The organism is Pseudomonas sp. B21-021, assembly GCF_024749205.1.
GTDB classification, from domain to species: Bacteria; Pseudomonadota; Gammaproteobacteria; order Pseudomonadales; family Pseudomonadaceae; genus Aquipseudomonas; species Aquipseudomonas paraglycinae.
In genome coordinates, this window is the sequence record NZ_CP087192.1 from 1,998,153 (window position 1) to 2,017,496 (window position 19,344).

Sequence of the window (19,344 nt, forward strand, 5' to 3'; positions counted from 1 at the left end):
GGAAATTACTCGGCGGTATGAGCGGCGATGGCGCAGGCGGGTTTGCCGGCAGCGTATTTAAGACTGGGATCGACCAGAGCATCGAAGCGTTTCAGCGCCTCGGAGCCGATCAAAAGCGGGTATTGGAACGCACTACGGTCGGTCAGGTTCACTTCGATGCTGCGCATTGCCGAACCCATGCAGATGTCCAGCTCGATCACCGGGCGGGCGGTGTACTTCTTGCCTTCCTCCGGATCGTAGTCGCCGGCGCGGCGCTTGATCTTGCTGACCCGGGCCAGCGGCCGTTCGATCGGGTGCGAATGCGCGGCGTCGATGGCCAGGTAGAAACGTACCCAGGACTCGCCGTTGCGTTTGAAGCGTTTGATGTCGCGGGCGCTCAGCGAGGCGGTTTTCGCCCCGGTGTCGAGTTTCGCCGCCACTTCCAGGTTGATCCCGTCGAGGGCAGCGTATTCGTTGAGGCCGTACACGGTCTTTTCCCCCGCCACGGCGAGGCCGGGCAGGCAAAACAGTGCAAAGAATGTGGGGAAGGGCTTGAGTCTCATAAATCCTGGCGAGCAGCGTTCCGTTCTCGGTTCAGGGCCATGGCATCAGGAAATCCTGTCTGCCCATGCGCCTTCGTGTGCCTATCAGCTTTTTATGACAAGCCGTGCAAGTGACTCGCAAATGCGGGCGGCATTCTAGCACGGTGGTTTTATGGCGCCAGCGCCGGGACCGGTCTATAACCCTTGGGGCTGAGATGAAGGCTTATTAGACGATTGTCGACAATCTGTATTTATCCTTTGACTGGTGCGGGCTGATTCGCTAGTTTTTGCCGCATTGGATTTGAAGGTGTCGACAATATGCTGGATCAACTCGATCCCCCGGTGATCAGCGGCGACGATTCCGAGACGCTCTCGGAAAACGTCTTCCGACGCATCCAGGCGGCCATCGTCAAAGGCGAGATCGCCCCGGGCAGCAAGATCTCCGAGCCGGAACTGGCGCGCACCTACGGCATCAGCCGCGGGCCGCTGCGCGAGGCGATCCACCGGCTGGAAGGCCAGCGCCTGCTGGTGCGCGTACCGCACGTCGGTGCGCGGGTGGTGTCGCTGAGCCACGCCGAATTGCTCGAACTCTACGAAATCCGCGAATCCCTCGAAGGCATGGCCTGCCGTCTGGCGGCCGAACGCATGAGCGTCGAAGAAATCGACGAGCTGCGCCGGGTGCTGGAAACCCACGAACGCGATGCGGCGTTTCAGGCCGGCGTCGGCTACTACCAGCAGGAAGGCGACTTCGACTTTCACTACCGGATCATCCAGGGCAGCGGCAACCGCACCCTCACGCAAATGCTCTGCGGCGAGCTCTATCAACTGGTGCGCATGTACCGCATCCAGTTTTCCACCACGCCCAACCGCCCGCGCCAGGCCTTTGCCGAACACCACCGGATTCTCGATGCCATCGCCGACCGTGACGGCGAGCTCGCGGAATTGTTGATGCGCCGTCACATCGGCGCCTCGAAACGCAACATCGCCCGTCACTACCAGGACGGCGCCGACAATAAGACAGCCACTGAACGAGGTGAGTCATGAGTTCCAACAAGAGCACTCCAGGCCAGCGTTTCCGCGATGCGGTCGCCAGCGAACATCCGCTGCAAGTGGTCGGGGCGATCAACGCCAACCACGCGCTGCTGGCCAAACGCGCCGGTTTCAAGGCGATCTACCTGTCGGGTGGCGGGGTGGCCGCCGGCTCCCTCGGCGTGCCGGACCTGGGCATCACCGGCCTGGATGACGTGCTGACCGACGTGCGCCGCATCACCGACGTCTGCGATCTGCCGCTGCTGGTGGACGTGGACACCGGTTTCGGCGCCTCGGCGTTCAACGTGGCCCGCACCGTCAAGTCGATGATCAAGTTCGGCGCGGCGGCGATTCACATCGAAGACCAGGTCGGCGCCAAGCGCTGCGGCCACCGTCCGAACAAAGAGATCGTGACCCAGCAGGAAATGGTCGACCGCATCAAGGCCGCCGTCGATGCCCGCACCGACGACAGTTTCGTGATCATGGCCCGCACCGATGCGCTGGCCGTTGAGGGCCTGGAATCGGCACTGGATCGCGCCGCCGCGTGCATCGAGGCCGGCGCCGACATGATCTTCCCGGAAGCCATCACGGAACTGGAGATGTACAAGCTGTTCGCCAGCCGCGTGAAAGCGCCGATCCTGGCCAACATCACCGAATTCGGCTCGACGCCGCTGTACACCACCGAGCAACTGGCCGGCGCCGACGTGTCGCTGGTGCTGTACCCGCTGTCGGCGTTCCGCGCGATGAACAAAGCGGCGGAAAACGTCTACACCGCGATCCGCCGCGACGGCACTCAGCAGAATGTCATCGACACCATGCAGACTCGCATGGAGCTCTACGATCGCATCGATTACCACACCTTCGAGCAGAAGCTCGACGCGTTGTTTGCGGCGAAGAAGTAAGCCGCAACCGTACTCCCTAATAAATTCAAGATTGGAGACAACAATGGCCGAAGCAAAAGTACTCAGTGGCGCCGGGCTCCGGGGCCAGGTTGCCGGGCAAACCGCACTGTCCACCGTGGGCCAGGCCGGTGCCGGGCTGACCTATCGCGGCTACGACGTACGCGAACTGGCAGCAGACGCACAATTTGAAGAAGTGGCATACCTGCTGCTCTACGGAGAGCTGCCGACCAAGGCACAGCTCGCCGACTACCAGAACAAACTCAGCAAGCTGCGCGACCTGCCGCAAGCGCTGAAAGAAGTGCTGGAACGCATCCCCGCCGACGCTCACCCGATGGACGTGATGCGCACCGGTTGCTCGTTCCTGGGCAACATCGAGCCGGAGAAAGACTTCTCCGAGCAACGCGACAAGACCGACCGCCTGCTGGCCGCATTCCCGGCGATCATGTGTTACTGGTATCGCTTCAGCCACGACGGCAAACGCATCAACTGCGTGACTGACGAGCAGTCCATCGGCGGTCACTTCCTGCACCTGTTGCACGACAAGAAGCCGAGCGAACTGCACGTCAAAGTGATGAACGTGTCGCTGATCCTCTACGCCGAGCACGAATTCAACGCCTCGACCTTCACTGCTCGGGTGTGCGCTTCGACCCTGTCCGACCTGTATTCCTGCGTCACGGCAGCCATCGGTTCGCTGCGCGGCCCGCTGCACGGCGGCGCCAACGAAGCGGCGATGGAAATGATCGAGCGCTTCTCGTCGCCGGAAGAGGCGATCAAGGGCACCCTCGGCATGCTCGAACGCAAGGACAAGATCATGGGCTTCGGCCACGCGATCTATAAGGACAGCGATCCGCGCAACGAGGTGATCAAGGGCTGGTCGAAAAAGCTCGCCGACGAAGTGGGCGACAAGGTGTTGTTCGCGGTCTCGGAGGCCATCGACAAGACCATGTGGGAGCAAAAGAAACTGTTCCCCAACGCCGACTTCTACCACGCCTCGGCGTACCACTTCATGGGCATCCCGACCAAGCTGTTCACCCCGATCTTCGTCTGCTCGCGCCTGACCGGCTGGGCAGCACACGTGTTCGAACAGCGCGCCAACAACCGCATCATCCGTCCAAGCGCCGAGTACACCGGCGTCGAACAGCGCAAGTTCGTGCCAATCGACCAGCGCTGACCGGGGAGGGCGCCGGCACAGGCGCCCCCTCTTTGAAACTACCGTGACCGAGTCCTGACCGATGAACACAGAATTTCGCAAGAACCTGCCCGGCACGCCGCTGGACTTTTTCGACGTCCGCGCGGCTGTCGATGCGATCCAGCCGGGCAGCTACGACACCCTGCCGTACACCTCTCGCGTGCTGGCGGAAAACCTCGTGCGTCGCTGCGACCCGGCCACGCTCACCGATTCCCTGAAACAACTGATCGAGCGCAAACGCGACCTCGACTTCCCGTGGTTCCCGGCCCGCGTGGTGTGCCACGACATTCTCGGCCAGACCGCGCTGGTGGATCTGGCCGGCCTGCGCGACGCGATTGCCCAGCAGGGCGGCGATCCGGCGCAGGTCAACCCGGTGGTGCCGACGCAACTGATCGTCGACCACTCGCTGGCAGTGGAGGCGGGCGGTTTTGATGCCCAGGCGTTCGAGAAGAACCGCGCCATCGAAGACCGTCGCAACGAAGACCGTTTCCACTTCATCAACTGGACCAAGAAGGCGTTCAAGAACGTCGACGTGATCCCGCCGGGCAACGGCATCATGCACCAGATCAACCTGGAGAAAATGTCTCCGGTGATTCAGGTGCGCGACGGCGTGGCTTTCCCGGATACCTGCGTCGGCACCGACAGCCACACCCCGCACGTCGATGCGCTGGGCGTGATCGCCATCGGCGTCGGTGGGCTTGAAGCCGAAAGCGTGATGCTCGGCCGCGCATCGTGGATGCGCCTGCCGGAAAGCGTCGGCGTCGAACTGACCGGCAAGCTGCAACCGGGCATCACCGCCACCGACATGGTGCTGGCGCTGACCGAATATCTGCGCAAACAGAAAGTGGTCGGCGCGTGGCTGGAGTTCTTCGGCGAAGGTGCTTCCGCGCTGACCCTCGGCGACCGCGCGACCATCTCCAACATGGCCCCGGAGTACGGCGCCACGGCGGCGATGTTCTACATCGACCAGCAGACTATCGATTACCTGAAACTCACCGGTCGCGAAGACCAGCAAGTACAACTGGTCGAGCAATATGCCAAGCAGATCGGTCTGTGGGCTGACAGCCTGAAAGACGCGCAGTACGAGCGCGGACTGACCTTCGATCTGTCCTCGGTGGTGCGCAACATGGCCGGCCCGAGCAACCCGCACGCTCGCGTGGCGGTGGCGGATCTGGCGGCCAAAGGCATCGCCGGTCAGTGGGAAGACGTGCCGGGGCAAATGCCTGACGGCGCGGTGATCATCGCCGCCATCACCAGTTGCACCAACACCAGCAACCCGCGCAACGTGATCGCCGCCGGCCTGCTGGCGCGCAACGCCAACAAGCTCGGGCTGACCCGCAAGCCGTGGGTCAAGTCGTCGCTGGCGCCGGGTTCGAAAACCGTGGCGCTGTACCTCGATGAAGCGGGGCTGACCACGGAGCTGGAGCAACTCGGTTTCGGCGTTGTCGCCTTTGCCTGCACCACCTGCAACGGCATGTCCGGCGCGCTGGATCCGGTAATCCAGCAAGAGATCATCGACCGCGATCTGTACGCCACCGCTGTGCTGTCCGGCAACCGCAACTTCGACGGCCGGATTCACCCCTACGCCAAGCAGGCGTTCCTCGCTTCGCCGCCGCTGGTGGTGGCCTACGCGATTGCTGGCACCATCCGTTTCGATATCGAAAAAGATGTGCTGGGCGTGGTCGACGGCAAGGAAATCCGCCTGAAGGACATCTGGCCGAGCGACGAAGAAATCGACGCGGTGGTGAAATCCTCGGTCAAGCCCGAGCAGTTCCGTCAGGTCTACATCCCGATGTTCGCCATCCATGAAGACACCGGCCCGAAAGTCACGCCGCTGTACGACTGGCGAGAAATGAGCACCTACATCCGCCGTCCGCCGTACTGGGAAGGCGCGCTCGCCGGGGCTCGTCCGCTCAAAGGCATGCGCCCGCTGGCGGTGCTGCCGGACAACATCACCACCGATCACCTGTCGCCGTCGAACGCGATCATGCTCGACAGCGCCGCCGGCGAATACCTGGCGAAAATGGGCCTGCCGGAAGAGGACTTCAACTCTTACGCGACCCACCGTGGCGACCACCTGACCGCGCAGCGCGCAACGTTTGCCAACCCGAAACTGTTCAACGAAATGGTCGTGGAGAACGGCAAGGTCAAACAGGGCTCGCTGGCCCGCGTCGAGCCGGAGGGCCAAGTGATGCGCATGTGGGAAGCCATCGAAACCTACATGGAACGCAAGCAGCCACTGATCATCATCGCCGGCGCCGACTACGGTCAGGGATCGTCCCGTGACTGGGCGGCCAAAGGCGTGCGTCTGGCGGGTGTGGAAGCGATCGCCGCCGAAGGTTTCGAGCGCATTCACCGCACCAACCTGGTGGGCATGGGCGTGTTGCCGCTGGAATTCAAACCGGGCACCGACCGCAAGACGCTGGGTATCGACGGCAGCGAAACCTACGACGTGATCGGCGAGCGCACGCCGCGCGCCGACCTGACGCTGGTAATTCATCGCAAGAACGGCGAGCGCGTCGACGTGCCGGTGACCTGCCGCCTCGACACTGCCGAAGAAGTGTTGATCTACGAGGCCGGCGGCGTGTTGCAGCGCTTCGCTCAGGACTTCCTCGAAGAGTCGGCGGTTGCCGTTTAAATCAACTTATGTGGGCATGGGACTTCAAGTCCAATGCCTTCGTTAAGGAGCACCATGGCTCACGCACCGCAAATAAAGATCCCCGCCACCTACATGCGTGGCGGCACCAGCAAAGGCGTGTTTTTCAGCCTCAAGGATTTGCCCGAAGCCGCGCAGATTCCCGGCCCGACCCGCGATGCTCTGTTGCTGCGGGTAATCGGCAGCCCCGACCCGTACGACAAGCAGATCGACGGCATGGGCGGCGCCACGTCCAGTACCAGCAAAACCGTGATCCTGTCGAAAAGCATCAAGGCCGATCACGACGTCGATTACCTGTTCGGTCAGGTGTCCATCGACAAGCCGTTCGTGGACTGGAGCGGTAACTGCGGCAACCTGTCGGCGGCGGTCGGTTCGTTCGCCATCAGCAACGGTCTGGTGGACGCCAGCCGCATTCCGCACAACGGCGTGGCGGTGGTTCGCGTGTGGCAGGCCAACATCGGCAAGACCATCATCGCCCACGTGCCGATCACCAACGGCGAAGTCCAGGAAACCGGTGATTTCGAACTCGACGGCGTGACCTTCCCGGCTGCCGAAGTCCAGGTCGAATTCATGGATCCGGCGGCGGAAGAAGAGGGCGGCGGGGGCTCGATGTTCCCGACCGGCAACCTGATCGACGAGCTGGAAGTCCCGGGCGTCGGCACGTTCAAGGCGACCATGATCAACGCGGGTATCCCGACGATCTTCGTCAACGCCGAAGACATCGGTTACACCGGCACCGAACTGCAGAGCGCGATCAACAGCGATCCGAAAGCGTTGCAGATGTTTGAGACCATTCGTGCTTATGGCGCGCTGCGCATGGGGCTGATTTCGAATCTGGATGAGGCGGCCAAGCGACAACACACGCCGAAGGTTGCGTTTGTCGCCAAGCCTGCGGATTACGTGGCCTCGAGTGGCAAGGCGATTGGCGCCGGGGATGTGGATTTACTGGTGCGGGCGTTGTCGATGGGCAAGTTGCACCACGCGATGATGGGGACGGCGGCGGTGGCGATTGGCACCGCGGCAGCGATTTCCGGCACTTTGGTGAATCTGGCGGCTGGCGGTGTTGAACGCAATGCTGTGCGGTTCGGGCATCCGTCCGGGACGTTGCGTGTTGGCGCTGAGGCCAGCCTGGAAAACGGTGAGTGGGTTGTGAAGAAAGCGATCATGAGCCGCAGTGCGCGCGTCCTGATGGAGGGCTACGTGCGCATCCCCGGAGATTCTTTCTGACGTAACACAGATCCAAATGTGGGAGCGGGCTTGCTCGCGAAAACGGTGTATCAGGCAACATCAACGCTGGATATGCCGGCCCATTCGCGAGCAAGTCGAATCGTCGCACCGCCGCTCCCACAGGTTCTGTGTTTCAACAATAAGAATGGTTTAAAACCAAGACTCAGCCTGAACCGAGGTCCCATCAACGAACCACTTTGAAGAGTGAATCGAACATGAGCGCCAACGTCGACCTGAAGAACCGCCCCGACTACGACCGTGTCCTGCAGGACATCGCCGATTACGTCCTCACCTGCAAGATCGAATCCGCCGAAGCCCTCGACACCGCCCGCAATTGCCTGATGGACACCCTGGGCTGCGGCCTGCTGGCCCTGCGTTTCCCCGAGTGCACCAAACACCTCGGCCCAATCGTCGAAGGCACCGTCGTCCCATTCGGCGCACGAGTACCTGGCACCTCCTATCGCCTCGACCCCGTAAAAGCCGCGTGGGACATCGGCTGCATCGTGCGCTGGCTCGATTACAACGACACCTGGCTCGCCGCCGAATGGGGGCATCCGTCGGACAACCTCGGCGGTATTCTCGCGGTGGCCGATCACCTGTCGCAAAAGCGCCTGGCGAACGGCGAAGCGCCGCTGACCGTGCGCGACGTACTCGAAGCCATGATCATGGCCCACGAAATCCAGGGCGTGATCGCGCTGGAAAACTCGTTCAATCGCGTAGGCCTCGACCACGTCATCCTGGTGAAAGTCGCCTCTACCGCGGTGACCGCCAAACTGATGGGCGCCAACCGTGAGCAGCTGCTATCAGCGTTGTCCCACGCGTTCGCCGACGGCCAGGCATTGCGCACGTACCGCCATGCGCCAAACGCCGGCTCGCGAAAATCCTGGGCGGCAGGGGATGCATCGAGCCGGGGCGTGCGGCTGGCGGATATCGCGATGCGCGGCGAAATGGGGATTCCCGGCGTCTTGAGTGCCAAACAGTGGGGCTTTTACGACGTATTGTTCAGCCACACCAACAACGATCTGGCGCTCAAGCCCGAAGACAAACGCACCTTCAGTTTCTCGCGGCCGTTCGGCAGTTACGTGATGGAAAACGTGCTGTTCAAGATCAGCTTCCCCGCCGAATTCCACGCGCAAACCGCCTGCGAAGCCGCCGTGACCCTGCACCCGCAGGTGCGCAATCGTCTGCATGAGATCGACCGGATCGTCATCACCACCCACGAATCGGCGATTCGCATCATTTCCAAGGTCGGGCCGCTGGCCAATGCCGCCGACCGCGATCACTGCCTCCAGTACATGACCGCCGTGCCGCTGGCGTTCGGCAATCTGGTGGCCGAGCAGTACGAGGATGATTTCCACAAGGCCCATCCGGTCATCGATGTGCTGCGCGAGAAAATGGTCATCGTCGAGGATCCGCGCTTCACCCGTGAATACCTGGAGGCCGACAAGCGTTCGATTGCCAACGCGGTGCAGGTGTTTTTCAAGGACGGTTCGAGCACGGAAAACGTGGTGGTGGAGTACCCGATCGGACACCGTCGGCGCCGCGCCGAGGGCATTCCATTGCTGGAGGACAAGTTCAGGGCAAATCTGGCCACCCGTTTCACCGGGCAGCGCAGCGGGGAAATTCTTGCGTTGTGCAAGGATCAGGCGCGGCTTGAGGCCACGCCGGTGAACCGGTTTGTCGATTTGTTTGTTATCTGAGAGACCGCGTTATCGTTCTTCGCGGGCAAGCCACGCTCCCACAGGGTTTTATGTCGGATGCAATTTTTGCAAACGCCACCACACTTGTGGGAGCCGGGCTTGCCCGCGAAGGCGTCAGATCAGATACCGCAGAGCTATTTGAAGCGCCGCTCGACGCCTTTTTCCACGAGGATCTTCGCGGAGATTTCTTCAACGGAGAAATGCGTAGAGTTGATGTTCGGGATGTTTTCGCGGCGGAACAGGTTTTCCACCTCGCGCACCTCGAACTCGCACTGGGCGTAGCTCGAATAGCGGCTGTTGGGCTTGCGTTCGTTGCGGATCGCGGTAAGGCGGTCCGGGTCGATGGTCAGGCCGAACAGCTTGTGCTGGTGGGCGCGCAGGGCGGCTGGCAGTTGCAGGCGTTCCATGTCGTCTTCGGTCAGCGGGTAGTTGGCCGCGCGGATGCCGAATTGCATCGCCATGTACAGGCACGTCGGCGTCTTACCACAACGCGACACGCCCACTAGTATCAGGTCGGCCTTGTCGTAATAGTGCGTGCGGGCGCCGTCGTCGTTGTCGAGGGCGAAGTTCACCGCCTCGATCCGCTCCATGTAATTGGAGTTGTGACCGATGGAGTGGGATTTGCCGACGGTGTAGGAAGAATGCTCGGTCAGTTCCTGTTCGAGCGGGGCAAGGAACGTCGAGAAAATGTCGATCATGAAACCATTGGAGGTTGCGAGAATCTCACGAATGTCCTGATTGACGATGGTGTCGAAGATGATCGGCCGGAAACCGTCGGTTTCAGCGGCTTTGTTGATTTGTTGTACCATGGCCCGCGCTTTTTCAACGCTGTCGATGTACGGCCGCGTGAATTTGCTGAAGGTAATGTTTTCGAACTGCGCCAGAAGGCTTTGACCCAGGGTTTCGGCGGTGATGCCGGTGCCATCGGAGATAAAGAAAGCAGATCGTTTCATTTGCACCTTGGGCCTTAAGCTAATGAGTATTTCTGGATATGATAGGCGCGATTTGCCGGCCGCCATTGGCCCGCATTCTCACTTATTTTCCAGGTCCAGGCCATACAGCCGGCCAACGCTCCCCCGAGCCGCCGGTTTCTGAGCTTTTCCAACACAGTTAGTGGAGAGATCACCTTGGTAGAGTACGTAGTTTCCCTCGATAAGCTCGGCAAACACGATGTTGAGCATGTGGGGGGCAAGAACGCATCCCTGGGCGAGATGATCAGTAACCTGGCCGGTGCCGGTGTTTCGGTCCCCGGCGGCTTCGCCACCACGGCGCAAGCCTATCGCGACTTCCTGGAACTGAGCGGTCTGAACGATCAGATCCACAAGGCCCTCGATGCGCTGGACGTCGATGACGTCAATGCCCTGGCCAAGACCGGTGCCCAGATCCGCCAATGGATCATGGAAGCCGAATTCCCTGAAAAACTGAATGCCGAGATCCGCACCGCGTTCGCCGCGCTGTCGGCCGGTAATCCTGACGTGGCCGTGGCCGTGCGTTCCTCCGCCACCGCCGAAGACTTGCCGGACGCTTCGTTCGCCGGTCAGCAGGAAACCTTCCTGAACATCCGTGGCGTGGAAAACGTCATCCGCGCGGCCAAGGAAGTGTTCGCTTCCCTGTTCAACGACCGTGCCATTTCCTACCGCGTGCACCAGGGCTTCGACCACAAGCTGGTCGCCCTGTCGGCCGGCGTGCAGCGCATGGTGCGTTCGGAAACCGGCACCGCCGGCGTGATGTTCACCCTCGATACCGAATCCGGCTTCCGTGACGTGGTGTTCATCACCGGCGCCTACGGCCTGGGCGAAACCGTTGTACAAGGCGCGGTGAACCCGGACGAATTCTATGTCCACAAGGGCACGCTGGCAGCCGGTCGTCCGGCGATCCTGCGCCGCAACCTGGGCAGTAAAGCCATCAAGATGATCTATGGCGACGAGGCCAAGGCCGGTCGTTCCGTGAAAACCGTTGATGTCGACAAGGCCGAGCGCGCGCGTTTCTGCCTGACCGACGCTGAAGTCAGCGAGTTGGCCAAGCAGGCGATGATCATCGAGAAGCACTACGGCTGCCCGATGGACATCGAGTGGGCCAAAGACGGTGACGACGGCAAGCTGTACATCGTGCAGGCCCGTCCGGAAACCGTGAAGAGCCGCACCCAGGCCAACGTCATGGAACGTTACCTGCTGAAAGAAACCGGCACCGTGCTGGTGGAAGGCCGTGCCATTGGCCAGCGCATCGGCGCGGGCAAGGTGCGGATCATCAAGGACGTGTCCGAGATGGACAAAGTCCAGCCGGGCGACGTGCTGGTCTCCGACATGACCGACCCGGACTGGGAACCGGTAATGAAGCGCGCCAGCGCCATCGTCACCAACCGTGGCGGCCGTACCTGCCACGCGGCGATCATCGCCCGTGAGCTGGGTATTCCTGCGGTCGTCGGTTGCGGCAACGCCACCCAACTGCTGAAGGATGGCCAGGGTGTGACCGTGTCCTGCGCCGAAGGCGACACCGGCTACATCTTCGAAGGCGAGCTGGGCTTCGACATCAAGAAGAACTCCGTCGACGCCATGCCGGAGCTGCCGTTCAAGATCATGATGAACGTCGGCAACCCGGACCGCGCCTTCGACTTCGCGCAGCTGCCGAACGCCGGTGTGGGCCTGGCCCGTCTGGAATTCATCATCAACCGCATGATCGGTGTTCACCCGAAAGCGCTGTTGAACTACGACGGCCTGCCGCAGGACATCAAGGAAAGCGTCGACAAGCGCATCGCCGGTTACGACGATCCGGTCGGCTTCTATGTCGAGAAACTGGTTGAAGGCATCAGCACCCTGGCCGCTGCGTTCGCCCCGAAGAAGGTCATCGTGCGTCTGTCGGACTTCAAGTCCAACGAGTACGCCAACCTGATCGGCGGCAAACTGTACGAGCCGGAAGAAGAAAACCCGATGCTGGGCTTCCGTGGCGCTTCGCGTTACATCAGCGAATCGTTCCGTGACTGCTTCGAACTCGAATGCCGTGCGCTGAAACGCGTGCGCAACGAGATGGGCCTGACCAACGTCGAAATCATGGTGCCGTTCGTCCGTACCCTCGGCGAAGCCAGCCAGGTGGTGGATCTGCTCGCCGAAAACGGCCTGGCACGTGGCGACAACGGTCTGCGCGTGATCATGATGTGCGAACTGCCATCCAACGCGATCCTGGCTGAAGAATTCCTCGAATTCTTCGACGGTTTCTCGATCGGTTCCAACGACCTGACTCAGCTGACACTGGGTCTGGACCGTGACTCCGGGATCATCGCGCACCTGTTCGACGAGCGTAATCCGGCGGTCAAGAAGCTGTTGGCCAACGCGATTGCCGCGTGCAACAAGGCCGGCAAATACATCGGCATCTGCGGTCAGGGCCCTTCGGACCACCCGGACCTGGCCAAGTGGCTGATGGAGCAGGGCATTGAAAGTGTGTCGCTGAACCCGGACACCGTGCTGGAAACCTGGTTCTTCCTTGCCGAAGGCCAGGCGGCGGAATAAGCCGTGAATGAAGCCTCGGCCCGTTGAACCGGGTCGGGGCTTTAAGATTGAAGTAGGGCGAGCTCTCCGGATGCCGCCCTTTTTTGTGCAAGAGCATTATGCAAAGCAGCAGCAACCTATTTCCTGTCGCCCTGATCAGCGCCGAACGACGCGGTGATCTGAGCGAAGACGTTTACCGTTTGAAACCGGGCAACAGCCCTGACTGGTCCGTGGAAATCGCGGTAACCCGTCTCGGCATGGCGGATGAGCCGGCGTCGCGCGGCGTGCCGGTGATCTTGCTGCACGGCAGTTTTTCCAACCGGCGCTTCTGGTTTTCGCCGAAGGGCCTTGGCCTGGGCGCGTATCTGACGCGTCTGGGCTTCGATGTGTGGATCCCGGAAATGCGCGGCCACGGTCTGTCCCAGCGCAACGAGGACTACCGCCGCAACCGCGTCGCCGACTATGCCCGTTACGATCTGCCGGCCATTGCCGCGTTCGTGCGTGAGCAGAGCGGGCAGATTCCGCACTGGATCGGCCACTCGCTGGGTGGCATCACGTTGGCGGCTGCGCTGGGCGGCGAATACCTTGGTGAGCCAGCGGTGGCCTCGGCCGCGTTTTTCGGCACCCAGGTCAGTCGCACGTACTGGCCGCTGAAGATTCCGCCGGTGGAGTGGAGCGGGCGCTTCATTCTCAAGCGTTTTGCCCAGTTGTCCGGCTCGCGGCTCAAGCGCGGCCCCGAGGACGAGCCGATCGGCCTGGCGCTGGAAAGCATGCGCTGGTACGGATTGTTCGGCCGTTTCGGCGACAAGGACAAGGATTGGTGGGCAGGCCTTGCCGATGTGCAGATACCGGTGCTGGCAGTGAGCGCGGCGGGGGATCATCAGGATCCGGCCTGGGCGTGCCAGAAGCTGTTCGAACAGATCGGTTCGGAGCACAAGCAGTTCATCAACCTGGGCCGTGAACAGGGTTTCAACGATCAGTTCGGGCATGTCGAGATGCTGGTCAGCAAGGCGGCGCAGGCTGAGGTCTGGCCGCTGGTGGCGCGTTGGCTGGCGGATCAGCACACGCCATTGCTCGGCGAGAAGCCGGATCTGGCGGCAGCGGTCTGAACGCGGCGCCCTGAAAAGGGCATTTCGTTCGAGTCGGCTTGCGGCTAAGATATGACGCATTGGACGGTTCTGGTCATATTTAGTGACTGTTTCGCTATTACGTTTCAGCTTGTGTTCAGGTTCGTTCAGCGACCATGACATGGGCTAAGGTAAACAGCGACCGCCGGAACTCGTTTCAAAAGAGTGCGACATCCTTGATCGTCTTCCTTGTTACAGGAGTTATTCGATGAACCATTACCTTACGCCTGACCTGTGCGACGCCTATCCGGAGCTGGTTCAGGTGCTGGACCCGATGTTCAGCAATTTCGGCGGCCGTGATTCGTTCGGCGGCGAGATCGTGACCATCAAGTGCTTCGAAGACAACTCGCTGGTCAAGGAGCAGGTCGAGCTCAAGGGTAATGGCAAGGTGCTGGTGGTTGATGGTGGCGGTTCCCTGCGTCGCGCGCTGCTGGGTGACATGCTCGCCGAGAAGGCCTCGAAAAACGGTTGGGAAGGGCTGGTCATCTACGGCTGCATCCGTGATGTCGACGTCATCGCCCAGACTGATCTTGGCGTACAGGCCCTGGCCAGCCACCCGATGAAGACCGACAAGCGCGGTATCGGCGACCTCAACGTGCCGGTGACCTTCGCGGGTGTCACTTTCCATCCCGGCCAGTACATCTATGCGGACAACAATGGCGTGATCATCTCGCCAAGCCCGCTGAAAATGCCTGAATAAATCGCGGTAACCACAGGGGTGAGGATGTTCGAGGAAGAAAACGCGCAATGGGGGCTGGTGCATGCCCTGGTGCTGGACGGTAAAGGCGGTGCGCGTTCGATAGCCCGGACTGATCTCGACGATCTGCAACTGCAGGCTCATGAAAGCCTGTGGTTGCACTGGGATCGCAGTCACCCGCAGACCCAGACCTGGCTGCGCAAATCCAGTGGGCTCAACGAGTTCACCTGCGATCTGCTGCTGGAAGAAAACACCCGCCCACGCCTGTTGCCGCTGCCGGATTCCGAGCTGCTGCTGTTTTTGCGCGGGGTCAATCTCAACCCCGGTGCCGAGCCGGAAGACATGGTGTCGGTGCGGATTTTCGCTTCGGCCCAGCGAGTGATTTCCCTGCGCTTGCGTCCATTGCGCGCCACCGACGAGTTGCTGGTGATGCTGGGCGAGGGCAAAGGGCCGAAAACCTCGTCCGAACTGATGCTTTATCTGGCGCAATTCCTCACCAACAAGGTGCAGGATCTGGTGACTTGCCTCTCCGAAGTGGTCGATGAAGAGGAAGAAAAACTGGATGCCGACGAACGGTATACCCCCGAGCATGGCGCCATTTTGCACATCCGTCGCCGGGCTGCCGGACTGAAGCGTTTTCTGGCACCGCAGCGGGATATTTTCGGACAGCTGACGCGGATAAAACTGCCATGGTTCGTCGATGACGATGCCGACTACTGGAACGAATTGAACAACAGCCTGACCCGTTATCTCGAAGAGCTCGAATTGACCCGAGAGCGCGTGGGCCTTGTGCTGGAGGCCGAAGACCGGCGCTTGAGCGTGCGCATGAATCGCACGATGTATCGCTTCGGGATCATCACCTGCATCTTTTTGCCGATGAGTTTTCTGACCGGTCTGCTGGGCATCAATGTCGGCGGCATTCCGTTCGCGAGCAGCCCTTATGGTTTCCTGATCGCCTGCCTGACGGTGCTCGCCCTGGCGTTCGGACAATGGTGGTTGTTCCGCCGTTTGCGCTGGGTATGAAGATGCGCCATGTGACCCGACCAAATTTGCCCGCGTCTTTCACAGACATCACGAGAGGTGCGTATGCACGATCCGTTTGAACAGTCTTTGCGCGACATGCTCAACGCCTCGCCGTCCAGCCGCGACGACGATGCCTGCCTGGGCCGCGTACTCAAAACCGCCAACCGCCAGGTTGGCGCCGGCGATCTGTTCAGCCTGCTGGGCCGCTGGCTGCCCGCGCTGATGATCGCCCTTAATAACGGCTCGGCCCATGTCGCGCCGGTCTCCCGTCTTCGTAAACCTACCGCTCGCACTGCTGATAAGGCTGATTGAATATGGAACTTGATCTCTGGACTCAGAGCCTCGTCACTGCAATGACTGCGTTGTGGACCAAAGTCGCTAACTTCATTCCGAACCTGTTCGGCGCACTGGTTGTGCTGCTGTTGGGTTTTGTCGTGGCCAAGCTGCTGGACACCTTGCTGTCCAAACTGCTGGCGAAACTGGGCCTCGATCGCCTGATGGGCGGCACCGGCCTGACCAAATTGATGTCCCGTGCGGGGCTGCAAGTACCGATCTCGACCCTGATCGGCAAGATCGTCTACTGGTTCGTTCTGCTGATTTTCCTGGTTTCGGCAGCAGAATCCCTTGGACTTGAGCGAGTTTCAGCTACGCTTGACATGCTTGCGCTGTATTTGCCGAAAGTGTTCGGTGCCGCGCTGGTGTTGTTGGTGGGTGTGCTGCTCGCACAACTGGCCAATGGCCTGGTTCGCGGGGCGGCAGAAGGCGTAGGCCTGGACTACGCTTCAGGACTTGGGCGAATTGCCCAGGGCCTGGTGATCATCATCAGCATTTCGGTCGCGATCAGTCAGTTGGAGGTCAAGACCGACCTGCTGAACCATGTGATCGTCATCGTATTGATTACCGTTGGTCTGGCGGTTGCGCTGGCCATGGGTTTGGGAAGCCGGGAAATTGCCGGTCAGATTCTTGCGGGAATCTATGTGCGTGAGTTGTATCAGGTTGGGCAACAAGTGCGTATTGGCGAGGTCGAAGGCCAGATCGAAGAGATCGGCACGGTTAAGACCACATTGCTGACCGATGAGGGTGAGCTAGTCTCTCTCTCCAATCGGATCCTGCTGGAGCAGCATGTGAGTAGCCGCTAACCCGGCAAACCCTGCTAATGTATGCCGCCGCAAAATGCCAGCTGTCGCTGGCTGCGGTGGACATTGACCTGACTGTCGGCACGACTTGTTTTGAATAAAGCCCAAACGCTATCCACGCGCTACGACCCCCGCGAGCTCTCTGATGAGGAGTTGGTCGCGCGCTCGCATACCGAGCTTTTTCACGTGACGCGCGCGTATGAAGAATTGATGCGGCGTTACCAGCGCACATTATTTAACGTTTGTGCGCGATATCTTGGGAACGATCGCGACGCAGACGATGTCTGTCAGGAAGTGATGTTGAAGGTGCTGTACGGCCTGAAGAACTTCGAGGGGAAATCGAAGTTCAAGACGTGGCTATATAGCATCACTTACAACGAATGCATCACGCAGTATCGGAAGGAACGGCGAAAGCGTCGCTTGATGGACGCACTGAGTCTTGACCCCCTCGAGGAAGCGTCCGAAGAAAAGGCGCCGAAACCCGAGGAGAAGGGCGGACTGGATCGCTGGCTGGTGTATGTGAACCCGATTGACCGGGAAATTCTGGTGCTACGATTTGTCGCAGAGCTGGAATTTCAGGAGATCGCAGACATCATGCACATGGGTTTGAGTGCGACAAAAATGCGTTACAAACGCGCTCTTGATAAATTGCGTGAGAAATTTGCAGGCATTGCTGAAACTTAGTTCGGCGCAAATATCTCTTACGTGTAGGCAAGTTCTGATAGACTTGCCGCCGAGTTGTCCCCCGGTTTGCGGGACTGCTTCACAATCACCAGATGGGGATTTAACGGATGAAACTGAAAAACACCTTGGGCTTGGCCATTGGTTCTTTGATTGCCGCCACTTCTTTCGGCGCTCTGGCACAAGGCCAAGGCGCAGTTGAAATCGAAGGCTTCGCAAAGAAAGAACAATTCGACAGCGCTCGTAACTTCAAGAACAACGGCAACCTGTTCGGCGGTTCGATCGGTTACTTCCTGACCGACGACGTTGAACTGCGTCTGGGCTACGACGAAGTGCACAACGTGCGTGCCGACGATGGCAAGAACGTCAAAGGCGCTAACACCGCTCTGGACGCTCTGTACCACTTCAACAACCCAGGCGACATGCTGCGTCCATACGTCTCGGCCGGTTTCTCCGACCAGAGCATCGACCAGAACGGCTCGAACGGTCGTAACCGTTCCACCTTCGCCAACCTGGGCGCTGGTGCCAAGCTGTACTTCACCGACAACTTCTACGCCCGTGCTGGCGTTGAAGCTCAGTACAACATCGACCAGGGCGACACCGAGTGGGCTCCTAGCGTCGGTATCGGTGTGAACTTCGGTGGCGGCTCCAAGCCTGCTGCTGCTCCAGTTCCAGCACCAGCTGAAGTCTGCTCCGACAGCGACAACGACGGCGTTTGCGACAACGTTGACAAGTGCCCGGACACCCCAGCCAACGTAACTGTTGACGCTGATGGCTGCCCTGCAGTTGCTGAAGTTGTTCGTGTTGAGCTGGACGTCAAGTTCGACTTCGACAAGTCGGTTGTGAAGCCAAACAGCTACGGCGACATCAAGAACCTGGCTGACTTCATGAAGCAGTACCCATCCACCACCACTACTGTTGAAGGTCACACTGACAACGTCGGTCCTGACGCTTACAACCAGAAACTGTCCGAGCGTCGTGCAAACGCCGTTAAGCAAGTTCTGACCAACCAGTACGGTGTTGAATCGTCCCGCGTTCAGTCTGTTGGCTACGGCGAAACCCGCCCAGTTGCTGACAACAAAACTGACGCTGGCCGTGCTGTTAACCGTCGCGTAGAAGCGCAGGTTGAAGCTCAAGCTAAGTAATTAGCTGCCGCTCCGAGAAAAGCCCGGCTTAGGCCGGGCTTTTCTTTGCCTGCGATTTGGTGAAATCGGGGATTTTCAGGCCAATCGGTCGGCTGGCCAGTGAATCGAATCGACCTGGGACGCAGCCGCTGCGACGGCACCTATGACCAGAATCGCAGGGCTTTTGAGCTGGAAACCAAGGGCATCGTCTTCCATCGCTGTCAGATTGCTGCGACATTCGCGTTGTTCTGGCAATGAAGCATTCTCGATCATCGCCACCGGCGTATTCGCCGCCATGCCGCCCGCCAGCAGTTGCTCGCGAATCTCGCCGAGCTTCGCCACCCCCATGTAAATCACCAGCGTCGTCCCGCCTTGCGCCAGCGCCCGCCAGTTCAACTGGCTATCGTCCTGGGTATGAGCCGTGACTAGCGTCACGCCTCGGGCCACGCCGCGCAACGTCAGTGGAATATCACACTGGGTCGCGCCGGCCAGTCCGGCGGTGATGCCATTGACCAATTCCACCTCGACCCCGCGCTCGCGCAACCACTGCGCTTCCTCACCCCCACGCCCGAAAATGCACGGATCGCCACCCTTGAGCCGCACCACGCATTTACCCTGACGGGCATAACGCAGCATCAGCCGATGGATGAACGCCTGGGGCGTCGAGCGGCAGCCGCCGCGTTTGCCGACCGCGATAATCCGCGCAGCAGGGCAGTGCTCAAGTACCGCCTCATTGACCAGATCGTCGATCAGCACCACCTCGGCCTCGCGCAAGGCACGCGCCGCTTTGAGCGTCAGCAATTCAGGATCACCGGGGCCCGCGCCCACCAGCCAGACTTTCGCGTTCATG

The 19,344-nt window shown here is 60.4% G+C and carries 17 protein-coding genes; 14 read left to right on the forward strand and 3 right to left on the reverse strand.

Annotation, left to right across the window (positions count from 1 at the left end; genetic code table 11):
- Positions 1-5: 5 nt before the first annotated feature.
- Positions 6-542, reverse strand: a complete 537-nt coding sequence (locus LOY31_RS09045) for an ATP-dependent zinc protease (protein ID WP_007951970.1) — start codon at positions 540-542, stop codon at positions 6-8.
- Positions 543-842: 300 nt separating this feature from the next.
- On the opposite strand from LOY31_RS09045, the gene LOY31_RS09050 reads away from it, so the two are divergent.
- From LOY31_RS09050 to prpD, 6 genes are all read left to right on the forward strand, one after another.
- Positions 843-1,565: a GntR family transcriptional regulator gene (locus LOY31_RS09050; protein ID WP_169432611.1), complete on the forward strand. Its 723-nt coding sequence runs from the start codon at positions 843-845 to the stop codon at positions 1,563-1,565.
- A complete protein-coding gene (gene prpB / locus LOY31_RS09055) occupies positions 1,562-2,452 on the forward strand; it encodes a methylisocitrate lyase (protein ID WP_007951973.1) in 891 nt (296 codons plus the stop codon). Before LOY31_RS09050 ends, prpB begins: the two co-directional genes overlap by 4 nt.
- 43 nt (positions 2,453-2,495) lie before the next feature.
- The gene (prpC, locus tag LOY31_RS09060; protein ID WP_085609048.1) at positions 2,496-3,623 is read left to right on the forward strand and encodes a 2-methylcitrate synthase; all 1,128 of its coding nucleotides are present in this window, start codon (positions 2,496-2,498) and stop codon (positions 3,621-3,623) included.
- Positions 3,624-3,684: 61 nt separating this feature from the next.
- On the forward strand, positions 3,685-6,279 hold the full coding sequence (gene acnD / locus LOY31_RS09065; RefSeq protein WP_258713125.1) for a Fe/S-dependent 2-methylisocitrate dehydratase AcnD: 2,595 nt from the start codon (positions 3,685-3,687) through the stop codon (positions 6,277-6,279).
- 54 nt (positions 6,280-6,333) lie between these two features.
- Positions 6,334-7,524 carry a 2-methylaconitate cis-trans isomerase PrpF gene (gene prpF, locus LOY31_RS09070; RefSeq protein ID WP_221532969.1) on the forward strand — a complete coding sequence of 397 codons (1,191 nt, stop codon included), beginning with the start codon at positions 6,334-6,336 and terminating at the stop codon, positions 7,522-7,524.
- A gap of 215 nt (positions 7,525-7,739) precedes the next feature.
- The gene (prpD, locus tag LOY31_RS09075) at positions 7,740-9,224 is read left to right on the forward strand and encodes a 2-methylcitrate dehydratase (protein ID WP_258713126.1); all 1,485 of its coding nucleotides are present in this window, start codon (positions 7,740-7,742) and stop codon (positions 9,222-9,224) included.
- 134 nt (positions 9,225-9,358) lie between these two features.
- On the opposite strand, the gene LOY31_RS09080 is transcribed toward prpD, so the two are convergent.
- On the reverse strand, positions 9,359-10,177 hold the full coding sequence (locus tag LOY31_RS09080; protein WP_007951980.1) for a pyruvate, water dikinase regulatory protein: 819 nt from the start codon (positions 10,175-10,177) through the stop codon (positions 9,359-9,361).
- A gap of 174 nt (positions 10,178-10,351) precedes the next feature.
- Here LOY31_RS09080 and ppsA point away from each other — a divergent pair, with 174 nt between their 5' ends.
- From ppsA to LOY31_RS09120, 8 genes are all read left to right on the forward strand, one after another.
- Positions 10,352-12,727 (forward strand): phosphoenolpyruvate synthase, encoded by a 2,376-nt coding sequence (ppsA, locus tag LOY31_RS09085; protein WP_258713127.1) that lies wholly within the window; start codon positions 10,352-10,354, stop codon positions 12,725-12,727.
- A 98-nt stretch (positions 12,728-12,825) separates the two neighbouring features.
- The gene (locus LOY31_RS09090; protein ID WP_085609042.1) at positions 12,826-13,815 is read left to right on the forward strand and encodes an alpha/beta fold hydrolase; all 990 of its coding nucleotides are present in this window, start codon (positions 12,826-12,828) and stop codon (positions 13,813-13,815) included.
- 226 nt (positions 13,816-14,041) lie between these two features.
- Positions 14,042-14,533, forward strand: a complete 492-nt coding sequence (rraA, locus tag LOY31_RS09095) for a ribonuclease E activity regulator RraA (RefSeq protein WP_007951984.1) — start codon at positions 14,042-14,044, stop codon at positions 14,531-14,533.
- 24 nt (positions 14,534-14,557) lie between these two features.
- Complete coding sequence (locus tag LOY31_RS09100; protein WP_007951985.1) at positions 14,558-15,553, forward strand: zinc transporter ZntB; 996 nt, start codon at positions 14,558-14,560, stop codon at positions 15,551-15,553.
- Positions 15,554-15,616: 63 nt separating this feature from the next.
- A complete protein-coding gene (locus tag LOY31_RS09105) occupies positions 15,617-15,865 on the forward strand; it encodes a hypothetical protein (RefSeq protein WP_007951986.1) in 249 nt (82 codons plus the stop codon).
- A 2-nt stretch (positions 15,866-15,867) separates the two neighbouring features.
- On the forward strand, positions 15,868-16,692 hold the full coding sequence (locus tag LOY31_RS09110) for a mechanosensitive ion channel family protein (protein ID WP_007951987.1): 825 nt from the start codon (positions 15,868-15,870) through the stop codon (positions 16,690-16,692).
- Between the two features lie 90 nt (positions 16,693-16,782).
- Complete coding sequence (gene sigX / locus LOY31_RS09115; protein WP_011333251.1) at positions 16,783-17,373, forward strand: RNA polymerase sigma factor SigX; 591 nt, start codon at positions 16,783-16,785, stop codon at positions 17,371-17,373.
- Between the two features lie 107 nt (positions 17,374-17,480).
- On the forward strand, positions 17,481-18,515 hold the full coding sequence (locus LOY31_RS09120; RefSeq protein ID WP_007951988.1) for an OmpA family protein: 1,035 nt from the start codon (positions 17,481-17,483) through the stop codon (positions 18,513-18,515).
- Positions 18,516-18,590: 75 nt separating this feature from the next.
- Here LOY31_RS09120 and cobA read toward each other — a convergent pair whose 3' ends face one another.
- Positions 18,591-19,343: a uroporphyrinogen-III C-methyltransferase gene (cobA, locus tag LOY31_RS09125; RefSeq protein WP_221532973.1), complete on the reverse strand. Its 753-nt coding sequence runs from the start codon at positions 19,341-19,343 to the stop codon at positions 18,591-18,593.
- Position 19,344: the final 1 nt, after the last annotated feature.